The organism is Sphaerotilus sp. (genome assembly GCF_031429695.1).
In the GTDB taxonomy this organism is placed as follows: domain Bacteria; phylum Pseudomonadota; class Gammaproteobacteria; order Burkholderiales; family Burkholderiaceae_C; genus Sphaerotilus.
In genome coordinates this window covers 54789-74088 of the sequence record NZ_JANPAB010000014.1, presented here as the reverse complement: position 1 = coordinate 74088, position 19300 = coordinate 54789, and the positions used below count along the sequence as shown (strand labels likewise).

Annotated in this window: 21 protein-coding genes; 13 read left to right on the top strand and 8 right to left on the bottom strand. The window is 68.7% G+C overall.

The genetic code is table 11. The features are described 5' to 3' along the window. Positions 1–5: 5 nt before the first annotated feature. Positions 6–1493, bottom strand: coding sequence for a cryptochrome/photolyase family protein (locus tag RMP06_RS03200; RefSeq protein ID WP_310460323.1), 1488 nt, complete (start codon positions 1491–1493; stop codon positions 6–8). Between the two features lie 35 nt (positions 1494–1528). Here RMP06_RS03200 and RMP06_RS03195 point away from each other — a divergent pair, with 35 nt between their 5' ends. The 8 genes from RMP06_RS03195 to RMP06_RS03160 are packed head-to-tail and all read left to right on the top strand — an operon-like array spanning position 1529 to position 7111. Beyond that, positions 1529–2116, top strand: coding sequence for a YqgE/AlgH family protein (locus RMP06_RS03195; RefSeq protein WP_310460322.1), 588 nt, complete (start codon positions 1529–1531; stop codon positions 2114–2116). A 2-nt stretch (positions 2117–2118) separates the two neighbouring features. Continuing rightward, positions 2119–2538, top strand: a complete 420-nt coding sequence (ruvX, locus tag RMP06_RS03190; protein WP_310460321.1) for a Holliday junction resolvase RuvX — start codon at positions 2119–2121, stop codon at positions 2536–2538. Continuing rightward, on the top strand, positions 2535–3035 hold the full coding sequence (gene pyrR / locus RMP06_RS03185) for a bifunctional pyr operon transcriptional regulator/uracil phosphoribosyltransferase PyrR (protein WP_310460320.1): 501 nt from the start codon (positions 2535–2537) through the stop codon (positions 3033–3035). Before ruvX ends, pyrR begins: the two co-directional genes overlap by 4 nt. Next, positions 3035–3997, top strand: coding sequence for an aspartate carbamoyltransferase catalytic subunit (locus tag RMP06_RS03180; protein WP_409050087.1), 963 nt, complete (start codon positions 3035–3037; stop codon positions 3995–3997). Before pyrR ends, RMP06_RS03180 begins: the two co-directional genes overlap by 1 nt. Beyond that, entirely contained in the window at positions 3994–5301 is a 1308-nt protein-coding gene (locus RMP06_RS03175) for a dihydroorotase (RefSeq protein WP_310460319.1), read from the top strand. The genes RMP06_RS03180 and RMP06_RS03175 overlap by 4 nt, the downstream gene beginning before the upstream one ends. Then, a complete protein-coding gene (locus RMP06_RS03170; protein WP_310460318.1) occupies positions 5301–6071 on the top strand; it encodes a lysophospholipid acyltransferase family protein in 771 nt (256 codons plus the stop codon). The genes RMP06_RS03175 and RMP06_RS03170 overlap by 1 nt, the downstream gene beginning before the upstream one ends. Positions 6072–6097: 26 nt before the next feature. Next, a complete protein-coding gene (locus RMP06_RS03165) occupies positions 6098–6421 on the top strand; it encodes a DUF1840 domain-containing protein (RefSeq protein WP_310460317.1) in 324 nt (107 codons plus the stop codon). A gap of 3 nt (positions 6422–6424) precedes the next feature. Beyond that, a complete protein-coding gene (locus RMP06_RS03160) occupies positions 6425–7111 on the top strand; it encodes a histidine phosphatase family protein (protein ID WP_310460316.1) in 687 nt (228 codons plus the stop codon). Between the two features lie 92 nt (positions 7112–7203). Here the strand turns inward: RMP06_RS03160 and ruvB are convergent, their stop codons facing one another. The 4 genes from ruvB to RMP06_RS03140 all read right to left on the bottom strand — a co-directional run bounded on the left by ruvB (position 7204) and on the right by RMP06_RS03140 (position 11691). After that, complete coding sequence (gene ruvB / locus RMP06_RS03155; RefSeq protein WP_310460315.1) at positions 7204–8280, bottom strand: Holliday junction branch migration DNA helicase RuvB; 1077 nt, start codon at positions 8278–8280, stop codon at positions 7204–7206. Between the two features lie 57 nt (positions 8281–8337). Further along, positions 8338–8913 (bottom strand): Holliday junction branch migration protein RuvA, encoded by a 576-nt coding sequence (ruvA, locus tag RMP06_RS03150; RefSeq protein WP_310460314.1) that lies wholly within the window; start codon positions 8911–8913, stop codon positions 8338–8340. 43 nt (positions 8914–8956) lie between these two features. After that, positions 8957–9625 carry a response regulator gene (locus RMP06_RS03145; RefSeq protein WP_310460313.1) on the bottom strand — a complete coding sequence of 223 codons (669 nt, stop codon included), beginning with the start codon at positions 9623–9625 and terminating at the stop codon, positions 8957–8959. 113 nt (positions 9626–9738) lie between these two features. Beyond that, complete coding sequence (locus RMP06_RS03140; protein WP_310460312.1) at positions 9739–11691, bottom strand: sensor histidine kinase; 1953 nt, start codon at positions 11689–11691, stop codon at positions 9739–9741. Positions 11692–11901: 210 nt separating this feature from the next. On the opposite strand from RMP06_RS03140, the gene ybeY reads away from it, so the two are divergent. Genes ybeY through RMP06_RS03125 form a run of 3 tightly spaced genes read left to right on the top strand, consistent with a single transcriptional unit; the run spans position 11902 to position 16094 of the window. Beyond that, the gene (gene ybeY, locus RMP06_RS03135; protein WP_310460311.1) at positions 11902–12363 is read left to right on the top strand and encodes an rRNA maturation RNase YbeY; all 462 of its coding nucleotides are present in this window, start codon (positions 11902–11904) and stop codon (positions 12361–12363) included. Continuing rightward, entirely contained in the window at positions 12360–14420 is a 2061-nt protein-coding gene (locus tag RMP06_RS03130; protein WP_310460310.1) for a prolyl oligopeptidase family serine peptidase, read from the top strand. The genes ybeY and RMP06_RS03130 overlap by 4 nt, the downstream gene beginning before the upstream one ends. 24 nt (positions 14421–14444) lie before the next feature. Further along, positions 14445–16094, top strand: a complete 1650-nt coding sequence (locus RMP06_RS03125) for an ABC1 kinase family protein (protein WP_310460309.1) — start codon at positions 14445–14447, stop codon at positions 16092–16094. A gap of 28 nt (positions 16095–16122) precedes the next feature. On the opposite strand, the gene RMP06_RS03120 is transcribed toward RMP06_RS03125, so the two are convergent. After that, the gene (locus RMP06_RS03120) at positions 16123–16524 is read right to left on the bottom strand and encodes a winged helix-turn-helix transcriptional regulator (RefSeq protein ID WP_310460308.1); all 402 of its coding nucleotides are present in this window, start codon (positions 16522–16524) and stop codon (positions 16123–16125) included. Positions 16525–16625: 101 nt separating this feature from the next. On the opposite strand from RMP06_RS03120, the gene RMP06_RS03115 reads away from it, so the two are divergent. Then, entirely contained in the window at positions 16626–17477 is an 852-nt protein-coding gene (locus RMP06_RS03115; protein WP_310460307.1) for an SDR family oxidoreductase, read from the top strand. Positions 17478–17589: 112 nt separating this feature from the next. Continuing rightward, entirely contained in the window at positions 17590–17973 is a 384-nt protein-coding gene (locus RMP06_RS03110; RefSeq protein ID WP_310460306.1) for a VOC family protein, read from the top strand. Positions 17974–18000: 27 nt separating this feature from the next. Here RMP06_RS03110 and RMP06_RS03105 read toward each other — a convergent pair whose 3' ends face one another. Continuing rightward, positions 18001–18339: a nucleotidyltransferase domain-containing protein gene (locus RMP06_RS03105; protein ID WP_310460305.1), complete on the bottom strand. Its 339-nt coding sequence runs from the start codon at positions 18337–18339 to the stop codon at positions 18001–18003. Beyond that, positions 18336–19295, bottom strand: a complete 960-nt coding sequence (locus tag RMP06_RS03100; protein ID WP_310460304.1) for an HI0074 family nucleotidyltransferase substrate-binding subunit — start codon at positions 19293–19295, stop codon at positions 18336–18338. Before RMP06_RS03100 ends, RMP06_RS03105 begins: the two co-directional genes overlap by 4 nt. Positions 19296–19300: the final 5 nt, after the last annotated feature.

Here is a 19300-nt window from a genome sequence, read left to right as displayed (position 1 = left end):
ATTCATTATTTCGACGGGGGTTTCTTGATGGCGGAAAACCGCTCCAGCGTCCGCGCCCGCGCCTCTTCATGCACCACCACCGGCGCCGGATAGGTCTTCCCCAGCTCCACTCCCGCCGCCAGCCGCTCCATCGGCTTCGCCTCCCACGGTGCGTGGATCGCGTCGTCGTTCAGCCCGGCGATCTCCGGCACATAGCGCCGGATGAAGCGCCCGGCCGGGTCGAACTTCCGGCTCTGCGTCATCGGGTTGAAGATGCGGAAATACGGTTGTGCGTCGCAGCCGGTCGAGGCGGCCCATTGCCAGCCACCATTGTTCGCCGCCAGATCAAAATCGTTGAGGTGCAGCGCGAAATAGGCTTCGCCCCGCCGCCAGTCGATGCCGAGGTGCTTGGTGAGGAAACTCGCCGCGACCATGCGCAGCCGGTTGTGCATGTAGCCGGTCTGGTTGAGCTGGCGCACCGCGGCGTCCACGATCGGATAGCCAGTGCGGCCCTCGCACCACGCGGCGAATAATTGGTCGGCGTGTTTGCCGTGCTCCCATTTCACCGCGTCATAGTCGGGCTTGAAACAGTGGCCGACCACACGCGGGTGGTGGTGCAGGATCTGGACATAGAAGTCGCGCCAGATCAGCTCCGACAGCCAGACCTCCGCGCCACGCGAGCCGCCGACCATGCGCTCGTGTGCAAGCCGGGCGAGCTGGCGGATCGACACGGTGCCGAAGCGCAGGTGCACGCTCAGGTAGCTCGGGCCTTTCACGGCGGGGAAGTTGCGTGTGTCCTCGTAGCGGTCGATGCGCTCCAGAAAATCGAGCAGCAGGTGCGCGCCGCCGCTGGCGCCGGGGTGCAGCTTGGCGGCCATGTCGGTGGGCAGGAAATCCAGGTCCGACAGCCTTGGGACGCCCCGGTCCAGCGCGGCGGGCGGCGCGGCCAGCGCCTGGGCGTGGCGCTCGACCGGGTAGGCCTTCAGATAGAAGGCATCGAGCTTCCGCAGCCACGCGTTCTTGTAGGGCGTGAAGACCGAGAACGGCGTGCCTCCGGCGGTCATCACCTCGTCGTGCTCGAAGACCACCTGGTCCTTCCAGCTCAGGAAGGAGATGCCCGACTCGGCCAGCGCGCCGCGCACCTTGGCGTCCCGCGCCACGGCGGCCGGCTCGTAGTCGCGGTTGACGTGGACCGCCTGCACGTGCAGCGCCCGCGCCAGCGCCGGAACTTCCACCCGCGGATCACCATGGCGCACCAGCAGCCCGCCGCCGCGTTCGCGCAGCAGCCGGTCCAGCTCGTCCACGCTGTGCTGGATGAACTCGACGCGCCGGTCTGCGCGGGGCAGGGCATCGAGGATCGTCGTGTCGAACACGAAGACGCACCAGACCTGTCGGGCCTGGCGCAGCGCGCGGTACAGCGCGGCGTGGTCGTCGAGCCGCAGGTCGCGGCGGAACCAGACCAGCGCGCGGTCCACGGGGTCCAGACGGGGGGAGGGCGGGAGCAGGTTGTGCATGTCTGCCAGTTTGCGCGATCGGTACAATCCGCGCCATGTCCGCCCCCGCCCTTGGTCGCATCAACCTCACCAACCAGTTCCTGATCGCCATGCCTGGCATGGCCGACGACAGCTTCGCCGGCTCGGTCGTCTACCTGTGCGAGCACACCGAACGCGGTGCGCTGGGGCTGGTGATCAACAAACCCATCGACATCACGGTCAGCAACCTGTTCGAGCGCGTGGAGATGACGCTCGACCGCCCCGATCTGGCCGACATGCCGGTGTACTACGGCGGCCCGGTGCAGACCGAGCGCGGCTTCGTGCTCCACGACCGGCAGGCGGACGACCATGCGCCCTACACCTCGTCGCTTTCGGTCCCTGGCGGACTGGCGATGACGACCAGCCGCGACGTGCTCGAAGCGCTGTCGGGCGGCGAAGGTCCGAAGCGCGTGCTCATCACCCTGGGCTACGCTGGCTGGGGCGCGGGTCAGCTCGAAGACGAGATGGCGCGCAACGGCTGGCTCAACGTGGACGCCGATCCGGCCGTCATCTTCGACACCCCCGTCGAGCTGCGTTACCACCGGGCGCTGTCGCTGCTGGGCGTCGATCCGGCGATGCTGTCGCAAGAAGCCGGGCACGCCTGACCGTGGCGGATCGACCGCCCCAGTCCTTTCTCGCCTTCGATTACGGACTCAAGCGCACCGGCGTGGCCAGTGGCAACCGCCTGCTCGGCCATGGCACGCCGCTGACGACGGTCGCGGCCGAAGGCGATGCCCGCTTCGTCAAGATCGCGGCGCTGCTCAAGGAGTGGCAGCCGGACGCGCTGGTGGTCGGCATTCCCTTCCATCCGGACGGGGCCGCGCACGACAATACCCGCCGCGCCCAGCGCTTTTCGCGCCAGTTGCAGGGCCGCTTCGGGCTGCCGGTGTTCGAGGTCGATGAGCGTTACAGCACCACCGAAGTGCTCGCGGCTGGCGCACGGGACGCGGACGCTGCCGCCGCCGCGCTGCTGCTGACCCAGTATTTCCATGAACAAGAACTGAACTCTGCGAAGGAATCCCGATGAGTCTGCACCTTGATGCCGAGGCGCTCTACACCGAGCTGCTGGCCGGTGTGCGCGGCCTGATCGTGCCCGACGTGGTGCTGGTGGGCGTGTGGTCGGGCGGTGCCTGGCTGGCCGAGCGCCTGCAGCGCGACCTGGGCCTGGCGACACCGCATGGCGTGATCTCCAGCACCCTGCACCGCGACGATTTCGGCTCGCGTGGCCTGGGTTCGACCACCGATGCGACGAACCTGCCGTTTTCGGTCGATGGCCGCCCGATCGTGCTGATCGACGACGTGCTCTACACCGGCCGCACCATCCGCGCGGTCATCAACGAGTTGTTCGACTTCGGCCGCCCGGCGTCGGTGCAGCTCGCGGTGCTGGTCGATCGCGGTGGGCGCCAGTTGCCCATCCAGCCAGCGTTTGCGGCCGCGCGCCTGGTGCTGCCGGCGTCGCAGCAGCTCTCGCTCGACCGCGAAGACGGCGGGCGCTTCCGGTTTTCCGTCGAGGAGAAGTGCTGATGCTGTCGCGCCGCAATCCCCAGCTCAACAAACACGGCGAGCTGATCCACCTGCTGTCGATCGAAGGCCTGCCCAAGGCGGTGCTGCACCACATCCTCGACACGGCCTCCACCTTCCTCTCGGTCAGTGACCGCGAAGTGAAGAAGGTGCCGCTGCTGCGCGGCAAGTCGGTGTTCAACCTGTTCTTCGAGAACTCGACCCGCACCCGCACCACCTTCGAGATCGCCGCCAAGCGCCTGAGCGCGGACGTGATCAACCTCGACATCGCCAAGTCCAGCGCGGCCAAGGGCGAGAGCCTGCTCGACACGATCGCCAACCTCAGTGCGATGCACGCCGACATGTTCGTGGTCCGCCACAGCGAGTCGGGCGCGCCGTACCTGATCGCCCAGCACTGCGCCCCCCATGTCCACGTCGTCAATGCCGGCGACGGCCGCCACGCGCACCCAACCCAAGGGCTGCTGGACATGTACACGATCCGGCATTTCAAGAAGGACTTCACCAACCTGCGCGTGGCGATCGTCGGCGACATCGTGCATTCGCGGGTGGCGCGCTCGGACATCCATGCGCTGACCACGCTGGGCGTGCCGGAAATCCGCGCCGTCGGGCCGAAGACGCTGGTGCCGGGCGACCTGCGCGAGATGGGTGTGCGCGTCTGCCATGACATGGCCGAGGGGATCAAGGACGCCGTCGTGATCATCATGCTGCGGCTGCAGAACGAGCGCATGACCGGCGCGATGCTGCCGAGCGCGGGCGAGTTCTTCAAGAGCTACGGCCTGACCGAGGCCAAGCTCGCGCTGGCCGCGCCGGACGCGATCGTGATGCACCCGGGGCCGATCAACCGCGGTGTGGAAATCGACTCGTCGGTGGCCGACGGGCGGCACAGCGTGATCCTGCCGCAGGTGACGTTTGGCATCGCGGTGCGCATGGCGGTGATGTCGATCATCGCGGGGAACGAAGCATGAAGATCCTGATCAAGAACGGCCGCGTGATCGACCCGGCTTCGGGCCGCGACGAAGTCACCGAGGTGGCGATTGCCGCCGGCCGCATCGTCGGCATCGGCCGCACGCCGACCGATTTCCACCCGAACCGCACGCTGGATGCCGCCGGCTGCATCGTCGCCCCCGGGCTGGTCGATCTGGCCGCCCGCCTGCGCGAGCCGGGCCAGGAGCAGAAGGGGATGCTGGAAAGCGAGCTGAACGCCGCCGCCGCTGGTGGTGTGACCAGCCTCGTCTGCCCGCCCGACACCGATCCGGCGCTCGACGAGCCGGGGCTGGTCGAGATGCTCAAGTTCCGCGCCCGCAAGCTCAGCTTGTGCCGGCTGTTCCCGCTGGGCGCGCTGACCAAGGGGCTCAAGGGCGAGACGCTGACCGAGATGGTCGAGCTGACCGAAGCGGGCTGCGTCGGCTTCTCGCAGGCGGACGTGGCGATCCGGGACACGCTGGTGCTGCAGCGGTCGATGCTCTACGCCTCGACCCACGGCTACACGGTGTGGCTGCGCCCGCAGGACTACTGGCTCGGCAAGGGCGTCGCAGCCAGCGGCGGCGTGGCCACGCGCATGGGCCTGTCCGGCGTGCCGGTGGCGGCCGAGACGATCGCGATGCACACGATCTTCGAGCTGATGCGCTCCACCGGCGCGCGGATCCACCTGTGCCGGCTGTCGAGCGCGGCCGGGGTCGAGCTGCTGCGCCGCGCCAAGGCGGAAGGGCTGCCGGTGACGGCCGATGTCAGCATCAACTCGCTGCACCTGACCGAGATCGACATCGGCTACTTCAACCCCGCCATGCGCCTGACGCCGCCGCTGCGCCAGGGCCGCGACCGCGACGCGCTGCGCGCTGCACTCGCCGACGGCACGATCGACGCGCTGGTCTCCGACCACACACCGGTCGAGGGCGATGCCAAGACGCTGCCCTTCGCCGAGGCCGAGCCGGGCGCCACCGGGCTGGAACTGCTGCTGAGCATGGCGCTGAAGTGGGGCGCGGACGTGGGCCTGTCGCTGCCGGCGACGCTGGCGCGGGTCACGTCCGACCCGGTGCGCGTGCTGGGCGATGCGCTGGGTTCGCTGTCGTCGAGCGCGGGGCGGCTGGTCGAAGGCGGTGTCGCCGATGTCTGCGTGTTCGACCCCGAGGCGCTGTGGCCCGTCACGCCGGACGCGCTGCACAGCCAGGGCAAGTACACGCCCTTCGCTTTCGCCGACACCGGCATGGCGCTGCCTGGCCGGGTGCGCACCACGCTCGTGGCCGGCACCGTCGCCCACGAGACGCGCTGATGGCGCTGCGGCGCGTGCGCGCGGTCTGGCGGATCGGGCGCATGACCCTGCAGGTGCTGCGCGGCGTCTGGATCGCATGGCGCGAGTTCGACGGCGCCAGTGCCGCCCACCGCTGTGCCCGCATCCAGCAGTGGTCGGCAGAAATGCTGGCGCTGCTGGGCATCACGCTGCGCCCGAGCGGGCGGTTCCGGAACGGGCCGCAACTGCTGGCCATCAACCATGTCTCGTGGCTGGACATCATGGCCGTGCATGCGGTGTGTCCGCAGGCGCGTTTTGTGTCGAAGTCCGATGTGAAAGCGTGGCCGCTGCTCGGCTGGCTCATCACCCAGGCCGGCACGCTCTTCATCGAGCGCGAGAACAAGCGTGACGCCTTGCGTGTGGTCCACCAGTCGGCCGAGGCGCTCAAGGCAGGCGACACCGTGGCCTTCTTCCCCGAGGGCACCACGTCCGACGGCCACCACCTGCTCCCCTTCCACGCCAACCTGCTGCAAGCGGCGGTGAGCAGCGGGGCGCCGGTGCAGCCGGTGGCGCTGCGTTTCTCGGAGCCAGGGCACGCGGTCAGCCCGTCGGCGGCCTACATCGGCGAGACGACGCTGGTGCAGAGTCTCTGGATGATCGCCTGTGCGTCGGGGATCGAGGTCCATGTGGACGTGCTGGAGCCGGTGGCCTCTGAAGGACTGGACCGGCGGGCGCTGGTGCAGGCGGTGCGCGGCCGGATCGCCGCGTCACTGGGCGTGCCCGACGCGGCGCACAATCCACCGGTGACCTGATTGCAAGCCTGAAAGGAACTGTCCCCATGCTCTACAAGTTCAAGTCCAAGGCTGCGGGTGACCTGATCATGACCGCGCCGGTCGGCGACCGGATGATGCGGCTGATGGGCCGCGAGCCGGCGCCGCAGGGCATCTTCCAGCCGGCGCAGATGCCCGCCGCCATCGCCGCGCTGGAGCGGGGCATCGCCGACGAGGAACGCGCCCGCCGCGAGGCCGAAGCCGAAGCCGCCGCCGAGGGCCGCACGCTGCCGTCATTCCGGGAGGTCGGCCTGCGCCAGCGTGCCTGGCCGCTGATCGAGATGCTCAAGCGCGCCCAGGCGGCCGACCACGACATCGTCTGGGGCGTCTGAGGCATGGGCCACAGCAGCAGCACCCGCATCCTGGCCATCCGCCACGGCGAGACGGCATGGAACGTCGATACCCGCATCCAGGGGCAGCTCGACATTCCCCTCAACGACACCGGCCATTGGCAGGCCAAGCGGGCCGCCGAGGCGCTGGTGGGTGAGGACATCGCGGTGCTGTACTCGTCCGATCTGGTGCGTGCCGCGGCGACCGCCAACGCCATCTCTCGGCGCATCGGCCTGTCGGTGGTCCATGATGCCGGGCTGCGTGAGCGGCATTTCGGGCTGTTTCAGGGCCGCACGGTCGCCGAGATCGAGGCGATCCACCCGGAACTGGTCAAACGCTGGAAATCCCGCGAGCCGGATTTCGAGCCGGAAGGCGCCGAGTCGCTGCGCACCTTCTATGCCCGCTCGATCGACACCGCACACCGGCTGGCCGCCGCCCATCCGGGCCAGACCGTCGTGCTGGTGGCGCATGGGGGGGTGCTCGACTGCCTGTACCGCGCCGCCTGCGGGATGCCGATCGAAGCGCCGCGCACCTGGCAGCTCGGCAATGCGAGCATCAACCGGCTGCTGTTCACCGGGACGCGGCTGACGATGATCGGCTGGGGCGATACGCAGCACCTTGACGGTGCGGCGCTGGAAGAAAGCAGTGATGGTGGGCGCGACGGCGGCACGCCCGCGCACAGCCTGTCCTGAACCGGGTACTTCCTCCGTCATCCACGCGAGTCAAATTGTCGAGGTGCTGCGTGGGTGCCCGCCTTCGCGGGCATGACGGGGTCAGGCTACGGTCACTCGCCGAACAGCTCCCCCGCTGCTCCGAGCGCCCCCGCCTTCGCCGGCGGCGTGACCCCCAGATGCCGATATGCTGCCAGCGTCGCGATCCGCCCGCGCGGCGTGCGCTGCAGATACCCTTGCTGGATCAGGTACGGCTCGATCACGTCCTCGATCGTCCCCGAATCCTCGCCGATCGCCGCCGCCACGTTGTCCAGCCCGACCGGCCCGCCGTCAAACCGATGCACGATGGCCTCCAGCACCTTGCGGTCCATCACGTCGAAACCCTTCGGGTCGACGTCCAGCATCGTCAGCGCCTTGTCGGCGATCAGCTTGACGATGCGCCCGTCGCCCTTGACCTCGGCGTAGTCGCGCACGCGGCGCAGCAGGCGGTTGGCGATGCGCGGCGTGCCGCGGGACCGGCGGGCCAGCTCCATTGCCCCCTCGGCGTCGATCGGCGCGCCCATCAGCCCGGCCGAGCGCGTCACGATGCGGCAGAGTTCCTCGGGCGTGTAGAACTCCAGCCGCGCGATGATGCCGAAGCGGTCGCGCAGCGGGTTGGTCAGCATGCCGGCGCGGGTCGTGGCGCCGACCAGCGTGAACGGTTGCAGGTCGAGCTTGATCGAGCGTGCCGCCGGGCCTTCGCCGATCATGATGTCGATCTGGTAGTCCTCCAGCGCGGGATACAGGATCTCCTCGACGACCGGGCTCAGCCGGTGGATCTCGTCGATGAAGAGCACGTCGTTGCGCTCCAGGTTGGTCAGCATCGCGGCCAGATCCTTGGGTTTCTCCAGCACCGGGCCGCTCGTCTGGCGCAGGTTCACGCCGAGTTCGGCCGCGATGATGTGCGACAGCGTTGTCTTGCCCAGTCCGGGCGGGCCGAACAGCAGGACGTGGTCCAGCGCCTCGGAGCGCTTCTTGGCGGCGCCGATGAAGATTTCGAGCTGCTCGCGGGCCTTCGCCTGACCGACGTATTCATCGAGAAGCTTGGGGCGCAGGGCGCGCTCGATCGCCTCTTCCTGCGGGGTGCTGGGTGCGGCGCTGACGATGCGCTTGGACGGGGCAGGGGCGAAGTCGTCGGTCTGGATGGCCATGCGGGCGATTGTCCGTCAAAGGCCCGATCGCAGGGGTTCGCGGGTGCGCAGGACTGGTTATTTCGCCAGTGATTTCAGCGCGGCCTTGATCCCGTCGCTCACCCCGATGTCCACCGGCAGCAGCTTGATCGCCGCCGCCGCTTCCTTCTCGTTGTAGCCCAGCGCGATCAGGGCCTGCACGATGTCGGACTGCGCATCGGTCTGCACCGCCGCGCCCGGCAGCGCCAGGTCCGGCCCGAGCTTGCCCTTGAGTTCGAGCAGCAGCCGCTCGGCGGTCTTCTTGCCGATGCCGGGCACCTTGACGAGGCGGCCGACCTGCTGCGTGCTGACCGCCTGCGCCAGCTCGCCCGCACCCATGCCCGACAGCACGGCCAAGGCGATGCGCGGGCCGACGCCGGTGATGCGAATGAGCTGGCGGAAGGTTTCGCGCTCGGCGGGCGTGAGGAAGCCGTAGAGCAGTTGCGCGTCCTCGCGCACGACGAAGTGCGTGTGCAGCGTGACACGCTCGCCGAGGTGGGGCAGGTTGTAGAAGGTGCTCATCGGGACGTCGACTTCGTAGCCGACGCCGTTCACATCGATGAGGAGTTGGGGCGGGGATTTTTCCGCCAGGGTGCCGGTGAGTCGTCCGATCATGGGGCGCGATTATGCGCGGGGCGATTCACCGGCTTGCGGGCCATCAGCGGCGGAATAGACCGAGGCGCTGCGCTTCGAGGGCGGCTTCAGCGCGCGAACTCACGTTCAGCTTGCGGTAGATCTGCTTGACGTAGTCGGCGATCGTGTGGCGCGACAGGCCGAGCTGCACGCCGATCTCCGGCAGCGTGAAGCCCTTGGCCACCCGCAGCAGCACCTCGCGCTCGCGCTCGGTCAGCTGCACATTGGGCATGAGCGTGTCGGTGGCCGGGTAGGGCTGCAGGGCCGGCTTGTTGGCCTGGGCCGAGAAGTAGGAAATCATGCGCCGCGCGATCGACGGCGACAGCGGCGGCTCGCCCTGGCTGATGCGCTGCAGGTGCTCCATCAGCTGCTCGCGCGGCTGTTCTTTCAGCAGGTAACCATAAGCGCCGGCTTGCAGCGCGGGGAAGAGGTGGTCGTCGTCGTGGATGGTGACCACCACCGACTGCGCATCTGGCTGTGACTCGCGCAGCGCCTGCACCACCTTGACGCCGGAACCGTCGGGCAAGCCGAGGTCGATCATCGCCAGATCGAAGCGGTGGGCAGTGACTTGTTGCAGTGCGTCGTGGACACGGGCGGATTCGACCACGGTCGAACCGGGGAACACCTGCATCACCAGGGCGCGCAGCCAGGCGCGGATTTCGGGCAGATCTTCGAGCAGCAGAATCGTTTTCATAAGCGTTCCTCAGGCGGGATGGCAGTGTGACGACTCTATCGGCCGCTGGATGGTGAACATGAACGTGGTGACGAAATTGAACGAATTTCGTGAAAGATCGCAGGACGTTAGGCTCATAGCGGCAGAGTCAAGCGGATCGTCGTGCCATAGCCCGGTCCGGACTCGACCAGGCACTGGCCCTGCAGCTGCTTGGCGCGGCCCTTCATCGTGGACATGCCGTGGCCGCGGTCGAGCTTGCCGTCCAGCTCCATCGGGATGCCCTTGCCGTTGTCGGCGATGGTCAGCTCGAAGTCGTTGATGTCCTGGCGGATCGAGATCTCGGCGTGCGTGGCGCCGCTGTGCTTGAGGATGTTGCTGACCGCCTCGCGCAGGATGCGGGTGGTCTGCACATAGGCGCGGGCGCTCATCGCCCGCTCGCTCATCAGCAGGTCGTCGGGGGTGTTCCAGGCCAGCTCGACGCCGCCCTGCGACATGCGCATCATCACCTCACTGCGCCAGTCGCCGATGGCGTCACCGAGCTGCATCGCCCGCCCGCCCAGGCCCCGCACCGACAGCCGCATCTCTTCGAGCGCCTCGCGGCCGAGGGTGGCGATGCGCTCGTTGTCGCTGGTGTGGACGATGGTGAGCAACTTGGCGCCGAGGTCGTCGTGCAGGTCGGCGGCAATGCGCTTGCGCTCCTTGGCGGTGACCTGCTCGACACGCAGTTCGGCCATGTGGCTGTAGTTCTTCTCGATGTCGGCGGAGATTTCCTGCACCCGGCGATCGGCCTGCGCCCGGCCCTGTTCGGCCGCGGTCACCTCGCCGCGCAGCTGCTGGTACAGGCGCAGCACCATGCCGCCGAACATCACGACCGACGCTACGCTCAGTGCGTGGTTGCCCGGCAGCAGCAGGGCGACCGGCACGAACAGCGCTTCGACCACCAGCACGAACAGACCGGTGACCAGCGCTGCGCAGACCACCCAGAAATCGGCCGGCGAGTAGTTCCAGGCCCGGTGCAGGAAGGCGAGCGTGGCGGCGGCGACCTCCAGCGACAGGATCACCATCCAGGGATGGGTGATGGTGCTGATGCGGTCCGGGGCGGCGATCACCAGGCTCAGCGGCACGACGATGCTCTGCAGCGCGATCGACAGCTCCAGCCAGCGCACCTTGATGCCGCTGTAACGCATCAGCGACAGGATGCTCGCCACGGCCACTGGCGGCATCAGTGCGCCGATCAGCCATTCGTGCGCCACCACCGACATCGGCAGCCGCGCACCGGTCAGCAGCGCACACAACAGCGCCCAGCCCACGCTGGCCGCCCCGAAGTAACCCAGGTAGGCCAGCCGGGTCAGCGTCGCCAGCGCCAGCGCCGCAGCGCCGACCAGACCGGCCAGCAGCGCCAGCGCCTGCGTGGCGCTGACGTTGAAGGTGCGGGCGCGGCGCAGTTCTTCTTCCAGCACGTCCATGCGTCCGATGCGGACCGCCGAAAGGTAGCCCGCGTGTTCGCGCACCGCCACCTGCGAGCGCACCTGCGCGGTGATCTGGATGTCGAGCTGGTTGTCGGTGCGCTTGAGCAGCGCCGGTGGCAGCGTGATCAGCACCGGATCCAGGCAGTTGAAGGGCTGCGGCGCCGAGACATTGCCACGTGCGGCGAGGCGGAAGCCGTTGATGCGCACCTCGTAGGACGCACACAGACGCTCGAAATACAGGCCCTGCATCGTTGCCGGGTTGGGGCTGGCAGGCAGGTCAAAGCGCAGCTGATACCACAGCGGGGATGTGAATTTGGGCGAAAAATCCCAAGTGTCCGGCAGCGTGATCAACCGCGCAGCGCCGGTGACCGGCACCTCGCGGGTCGGGGCGCGTACCACCACCGCGTTGCGGATCGTCGTGATGCCCTCGGGACTGGCGCGCCCGCCGATCTCCACCATCCACAGGCCGATCAGGATCAGCGCCACCACCATCAGTCCCCAGCGTGCAGGATGCAGGGCAATCAGCAGCGGGCGGCCGCGATCGGAGCTGAGCGTCCGGAGCTGGGTCAGCCAGCCGGGCGATGGTGCGGGGGTCGCTGGCGCGGTAGGCGTGGCCACTGAAATGGTGAAATCCGGAAGAATTGAAGCCAAGCATTTGATTCTGCCGGACCACGGGCACCCCGGACGGGCGGCGACAATCACGCCCCCGGCCCTTGCCTCATAGTTCACATTCCGACCGTGATCCTGCGCCACGCTTTTGTCGAGGCCCACGATGCTGCACGGCCTGCCGCTGCGGCCGACGACTTCCACCCCGAGCGCTGAAGAACCATGCCTGTTGCCCGTCCCGATCTGAGCCTGTCCCTGCAATTCGCCGACCCGCGGCACCGTGCGGTGCTGCCCCGCCACAAGGTGGCGCGCTTCGTCCGCGCCGCGCTGGAACTGCCCGGCGAGATCACCGTGCGCATCGTCGGTGCCGAGGAGGGCCAGCGCCTGAACCTCGATTTCCGCCAGAAGGACTACGCCACCAACGTGCTGACCTTCGACTACAGCGCCGAGCCGGTGGTGGTGGCCGACCTGGTGCTGTGCGCGCCGGTGGTCGAGGCCGAGGCTGCCGCCAATGGCAAGGACTTGCTGGCCCACTACGCCCACCTGCTCGTCCACGGCACGCTGCACGCCCAGGGCTACGACCACGAGGACGACGAGGAAGCCGCCGAGTACATGGAAGAGCGCGAACGCGAGATCATGGCCGCGCTCGGTTTTGCCGATCCCTACGCCGAAAGCACACCATGACGGACCCGAACCTCTGGCTCGAAGACGTGCAGGGCGAGGCTGCACTCGACTGGGTGCGCACCCGCAATGTGCGCTCGCAGGCCGAACTCTGCGCCCGCCCCGAGTACGCCGACTTCAAGCCGCGGCTGCTGGCGCTGATGAACGCCCGCGAGCGCATTCCCTACGTCAGCCGTGTCGGCCCGCACTTCTACAACTTCTGGCAGGACGCCGAGCACGTGCGCGGCCTGTGGCGCCGCACCACGCTGGCGAGTTACCGGCAGCAGGAACCTGACTGGGAGATCGTGCTCGACCTCGATGCGCTCGCTGCGATCGAAGGCGAAAACTGGGTCTGGCACGGCGATGACGTGCTGGCTCCTGCGGTGCCCGGTGGCGATTGGCGGCGCTGCCTGGTCTCGCTGTCGCGGGGCGGGGCGGACGCGACCGTGGTGCGCGAGTTCGACTTGATCGACAAGCGTTTCCTCGACGCCGACGAAGGGGGCTTCACGCTGCCCGAGGCCAAGAGCAGCACAAGCTGGCTCGATGCGGACACACTCTTCGTCGGCACCGATTTCGGCCCCGGCGCGCTCACCGACTCCGGCTATCCGCGGGTCATCAAACGCTGGCACCGCGGCACGCCATTGAGCGCGGCCGTCACGGTGCACGAGGGCGAAACCAGCGATGTCTCGGCCTGGGTCAGCGTGGACGACACGCCGGGCTTCGAGCGCGTCATCCACGGCCGTTCGGTCGACTTCTACACCACCGAGATGTGGCTGGTCGGCGCGGACAGTGCGCTGCAGCACCTCGACAAACCGGCGGACGCCAGCCTCGGTTTCCACGAGCACTGGGCGGTGATGGAGCTGCGCAGCGACCTCGTGCAAGGCGCCGTCACGCACCTGGCCGGCTCGCTGCTGGTCGCCCAGGCGGACGATCTGCTCGCCGGCCGTCCGCAGTGGACCGCGCTGTTCACGCCGACGCCGACGCGCTCGCTCGGCAGCAGCGCGTGGACCCGCGGCCATGTGCTGCTGAACGTGCTGGACCAGGTGGCGAACCGCGTCGAGGAACTGCGGCTGGTGGACGGCCAATGGCAGCGCCGCGCCGTGAACCTGCCTGGCCCCGGCACGCTCGGCATCGCCGCGTTGCACGAACCGCACCTCCCGGACGACCCGCTGGCCGAGCACTACTGGGTCACCTATGCCGATTTCCTCACCCCCGACTCGCTGATGCTGGCCTGTGCCGGCACCGACGAGCTGGAGGTGCTCAAGCAGCGCCCGCGCTACTTCGACGCCGATGGCATGACCGCCGAACAGCGCTTCGCCACCAGCGCGGACGGCACGCAGGTGCCGTACTTCGTCGTCCGCCCGAAAGGCTGCCGCGACGACGGCGACCACCCGACGCTGCTCTACGGCTACGGCGGCTTCGAGGTGTCGATGCAGCCGTGGTACTCGGGTGGCTTCGGGCTGGCGTGGTACGAGCGAGGCGGTGTTCTCGTCGTCGCGAACATCCGCGGCGGCGGCGAGTTCGGCCCGTCGTGGCACCAGGCCGCGGTCGGCGAGCACAAGCAACGCAGCTACGACGACTTCATCGCCGTGGCCGAAGATCTCGTCCGCACGAAGGTCACGCGCCCCGAGCGACTGGGCATCATGGGCGGCAGCAACGGTGGCCTGCTGGTCGGGGCGGCGATGACGCAGCGGCCGGACCTGTTTGGCGCCGTCGTCTGCCAGGTGCCGCTGCTGGACATGCAGCGCTACCACCGGCTGCTGGCGGGTGCCTCGTGGATGGCGGAATACGGCGATCCGGACCAGCCCGAACAGTGGGCGTGGATCCAGAAATTCAGCCCGTACCAGAACCTGCGCGCCGATGTGCGCTACCCGCGGGCGCTGTTCACCACCTCGACCCGCGATGACCGCGTCCACCCCGGCCACGCCCGCAAGATGGTCGCGCAGCTGGAGGCACTCGGCCACCCGGTGCTGTACTTCGAGAACATCGAAGGCGGCCACGGTGGTGCGGCCGACAACACCCAGCGCGCGCACCTGCAGGCGCTGGAGTTTGCCTACCTCTGGGCGCAGCTCGGCGCCTGAACTGACCTGCCCTGCGCCGCACCCATGCCGTTCGCCACGCTCACCGCCGCCCGCGACCTCGGCCGCCTGCAGGGCATCGCCGCCGTCTTCATCCGCCACGGCCTCGGTGACCTCGTGCGGCGCCTGGGCTGGGCGGACCGGCTGGCACGCGCCGGGCATGCGCTGCATCTGGACCACGCAGCCGATCTGGCGCGGCTGGATCCGCCGGTGCAGCTGCGGCTGGCGCTGGAGGAGCTGGGGCCGACCTTCGTCAAGCTTGGCCAGATCCTGGCCGGCCGCGCGGACCTGTTCGGCCCGGCCTGGATCGCCGAGTTCGAGAAGCTGCACAGCCAGGCGCCCACCGTCGATCCGGCCCTGCTGCGTGCGCAACTGACGGAAGACCTCGGCGCGCCGCCGGAGGAGGTCTTCGCCCGTTTCGACGCCGAGCCGCTCGCTGCCGCCTCGATCGCCCAGGTCCACGCCGCCGCGCTGCACGATGGCACGGAGGTCGTCGTCAAGGTGCGCCGCCCCGGCATCGGCCCGGTGATCGAGGCCGACCTGCGTCTGCTGGAGCGCCAGTTCGGCCGCTCGCTGCGCCGGGAGCTGGACCTGTCGAGCGAGTGCCACAACGCCGAGCACATCGCCGCCAACTTCGCCGACCGGCCGCACATCGTCGTGCCGCAGGTCTACTGGGACTGGACCCGCGAGCGCGTGAACGTGCAGGAGCGCATCGTCGGCATCCCCGGCAACGACCTGGCGCGGGTGGATGCCACGGGCCTCGACCGCACGCTGCTGGCCCAGCGTGGTGCCAACGCCGTGCTGCAGATGATCATCGACGACGGTTTCTTCCACGCCGATCCGCACCCCGGCAACGTCTTCTACCTGCCCGGCAACCGGCTCGCCTTCATCGACTTCGGGATGATGGGCCGGCTCAGCGAGACGCGCCGCGACCAGCTCCTGTCGCTGATGCTCGGCCTCGTGCAGCGCGAGCCAGAGGCGGTGGTCGAGGTGCTGCTGGCCTGGACGCAGGACGCGGGGCCGGGTGCGGGCTTCGACCAGGACGCGCTGCAGCAGGACGTCGTCGCCTTCGTCGACCAGTACCGCGGCACGGCGCTGGCCAAGCTCAGCCTGGGCGGCATGCTCGGCGACGTGACCGCCATCCTGCGCGAATACCAGCTGGCGCTGCCGGCCGATCTGGCCCTGCTGATCAAGACCTTCATCACGCTCGAAGGGCTGGGCCGCACCCTCGCTCCTGAGTTCCACATGGCCACCGAGGCCCAGCCTTTGCTGGAGGCTGCGCTGCGGGCGCGCTACGCGCCGCAGGCGCTGGCGCAGCGCGGCTGGACTTCGGCGCTGCACGCCGTGCGCCTGCTGACCGGCCTGCCGCGCGAGATCACCCGGCTGATGCGGCTGACCAAGCGCACCGGGGTGCAGGTGCATGTCGAGGTGCGCCACCTGGAGCAAGTGGCCGACCAGCTCGACCGCGCCGTCAGCCGGCTCACGGTGGCGATGGTGGTCGCGGCGCTGATCATCGGCTCGTCGATCGTGATGACGGTGCAAGGCGGTCCGACCTTGTTCGGACTACCGGCCTTCGGGCTGCTGGGCTTTCTGGCGGCGGGGGGAGGGGCGCTGTGGCTGGCGTGGTCGGTGCTGCGCAGCGGGCGGGCGTCTCGGGCGCTGCACCGGGCGGACTAGCGCCGGGCGCGTGGCCGGCGCGCGTGGCCTAAGCCTCAGCCCGTTGTGCCCGGGTGTTCAGAATCTCGGACAGGTTGTGCTCGATCCAGTCGGCCAGCGTCTGCACCTGGCCGGCGATCTCGATGCCCATCGGCGTCAGGCTGTACTCGACATGCGGCGGGACCACGGGGAAGGACGTGCGCAGCACGAAGCCGTCGCTCTCCAGCGCCTGCAGCGTCTGCGCGAGCATCTTCTCGCTGACGCCGCCGATCTTGCGGCGCAGTTCGCTGAAGCGGTGCGTGCCACCGAGCAGCGCCACCAGGATCAGCACGCCCCAGCGGCTCGTCACGTGCTGCAGCACCTCCCGCGACGGGCAGGCTTCGGCGAACAGGTTGCCGCGCAGTTGCAGTTTCGCGCGCAGGGACCGGGTCGGATCAGTGTCGGGTGTCATGGCGATTCTTTACTTACTTTTTTGTGTGTACTTACGAATAGTAAGTTAATAACCTAAGCTGACACCACCTTCACTGCTTTGACCTTGTCAGGAACCTCACCATGATCGTCGTCACCGGAGCTTCGGGCCAACTTGGCCGCCTCGTCATCCAGTCGCTGCTGAAGACCGTGCCCGCCGCGGGCATCGTCGCCGCCGTGCGCCAGCCGGCCTCCGCCGCGGACCTCGCCGCGCTGGGCGTGCAGGTCCGCCAGGCCGACTACACGCAGCCCGCCACGCTCGACGCCGCCTTTCAGGGCGCCACCAAGGTGCTGCTGATCTCGTCCAGCGCTGTGGGCGAGCGCGTCGCGCAGCACGGCAACGTCATCGACGCTGCCCGCCGCGCCGGTGTCGCGCTGCTGGCCTACACCAGCCTGCTGCACGCCGACACCTCGCCGCTGGGCCTCGCCGCCGAGCACACCGCGACCGAAGCGCTGCTGCGCGCGTCGGGCGTGCCGCATGTGCTGCTGCGCAACGGCTGGTACACCGAGAACTACCTCGCCAGCCTGCCCGCCGTGCTGCAGCACGGTGCGGTGATCGGCAGCGCCGGCGAGGGCCGCATCGCTTCCGCCGCGCGCGCCGACTACGCCGCCGCGGCGGCCGCCGTGCTGACGCGCGACGACCAGGCCGGGCAGGTCCATGAACTGGCGGGTGACACGGCGTACACGCTGGCCGAGTTCGCTGCCGAGGTGAGTCGCCAGACCGGCCGCACGATTCCGTACGTCAACCTGCCCGAAGCCGACTACCGCGGCGCGCTGCTCGGCGCCGGTCTGCCGGAGCCGATCGCGCACCTGCTGGCGGACTCGGACGTCGGGGCGTCGAAGGGCGGGTTGTTCGACGACGGCCACCGGCTGAGCGCGCTGATCGGGCGGCCGACGGCGACGCTGGCGGCGATGGTGGAAGCTGCGCTGCGCTGAGCGGCGCCTGCCGGGCGTCGCTGGGTCGCGTGGATCCTCGCTGTCGCGAGGATGACGGGGAGAGGGCGGGGGCGGTGCTAGGCTGGCCCGCCATTCCGACAGGAGATCTCCCATGTTTTCGCACATCATGATCGGCACCAACGACCTCGACCGGGCCAAGGCGTTCTACGACGCCCTGCTGGGCACGCTCGACGTTCCACCCGGCGCCGTGGACCGCCACCGCATCTTCTGGCGCACCAGGACCGGCGTGTTCTCGGTGAGCCGGCCGATTGACGGGCAGCCGGCCACGGTCGCCAACGGCAGCACCACCGGTTTCGCGTGCCAGTCGCCCGAGCAGGTCCAGGCATGGCACGCCGCCGGACTGGCCAGTGGCGGCACGACCTGCGAAGACCCGCCGGGCCTGCGTGAAGGCCCCGCGGGGAAGCTCTATCTGGCTTACCTGCGTGATCCGGATGGGAACAAGCTCTGCGGGTTGTACCGCGTGCCGCGGGGGTGAGCGCGGCCAGTGGGCATCTGCTGCACGCTAGCCCTGGATCAGCAGCCGTGCGGCCTTGATGCGCTCCTGAAACACCATGCTGACGGTCACACCGTCCACCACATCGACCCGCCACGGCAGGTCCGACTCCGAGAAGGCTTCGGACAGCGCCGCCTGCTCGTCCAGCGACAGCGGTGCTGATCCGATCACCGCCAGATCCAGGTCGGACCATGGCTTGGGAGGGTGGGCGCCGCCGCCAGCGCGGGAACCGAAGGCCCAGACCTCCCGATTCGGCACCAGCCGAGACAGCACGTTGCGGACGATCTCCAGATGACGCGGCTCGATTGCCAGTCGCGCGGCCAGTTCGTCCGCGTTGGGGGAATTCATGTGCGCCGCTCCAGCGCGCTCAGCAGCGCACGGGCATCGGCCACGAACGGGCGGACACCTTCGTAGACCTGCTGCGCCTTGGCCAGATCGTAGGTGTGCGACGTGGTGCCGCGCATCTGCCGGTAACGAAACCACGCTTCGACATCGCCGATGAGCCCCTTCTCGGCCCCGACGCGCAGCAGGTCGCGAAAGCCGAGCTGGTCCGTCTCGCCCGGCGTGTCGGTCTCGGCCTCGATCTGCCGGCGCAGCATCTTCGTGCCTAGCTCGTAGACGAACTCGAAGTTCTGGATCACTCCAGCGAACAGCGTGTTGCGCACGGCCTGCGACTGCTGTTGAAACCATGCCTCGTCGGCGACGACGTGCAGACTGTCTTCCAGCGAGGTCAGGGCCTGGCGCAGCGGGGAGAGGTCGAGGGGGAAGGGCATGGGCGCTAGGGTATTGAATGGCGGGGTGGTGATGTCCAAATCCTGATGGGGCGACGACTGCAGCGCCTCGATCAGCAATTGGCCCGTGTGTGTATCGTGCCGTCGGCTCTGGTTTTCCTCGCTGCTGCGCTGCACATAGCGGGCAAAGACCTGTTCCAGCAGTTGCTGGGGGTCGTCTGTCATCGCCACTCGCAGCGGCGCGTAACGGATCATGGTCTCCCGAGGCTGCACGAGATCCTGCACCAACCGCAACGCCAGTGCCTCTTCCCGGCACCCGCTGGCGAATTGCCGCTGGTGCAGGTGGTCCCGCAGATGAGCCAGTTCAGCCTCTACCTCGCGCCGCACCTTGGTGAACAGCTCGCGCTTGAACTCCTCGAAGAAGTGCGTGATGCGCCGGTAGCGGGTGATCAGCCGGAAATCGAAGAAGCCCATCGCCGGACAGGCCACCACCACGCCCATGTTCCCGAACTCGCCCGCGTCCGGCCGTGGCCGTAGTTGCACGAGGGTGTAGTGGGCGATGTGGTGTGCCATGTAGG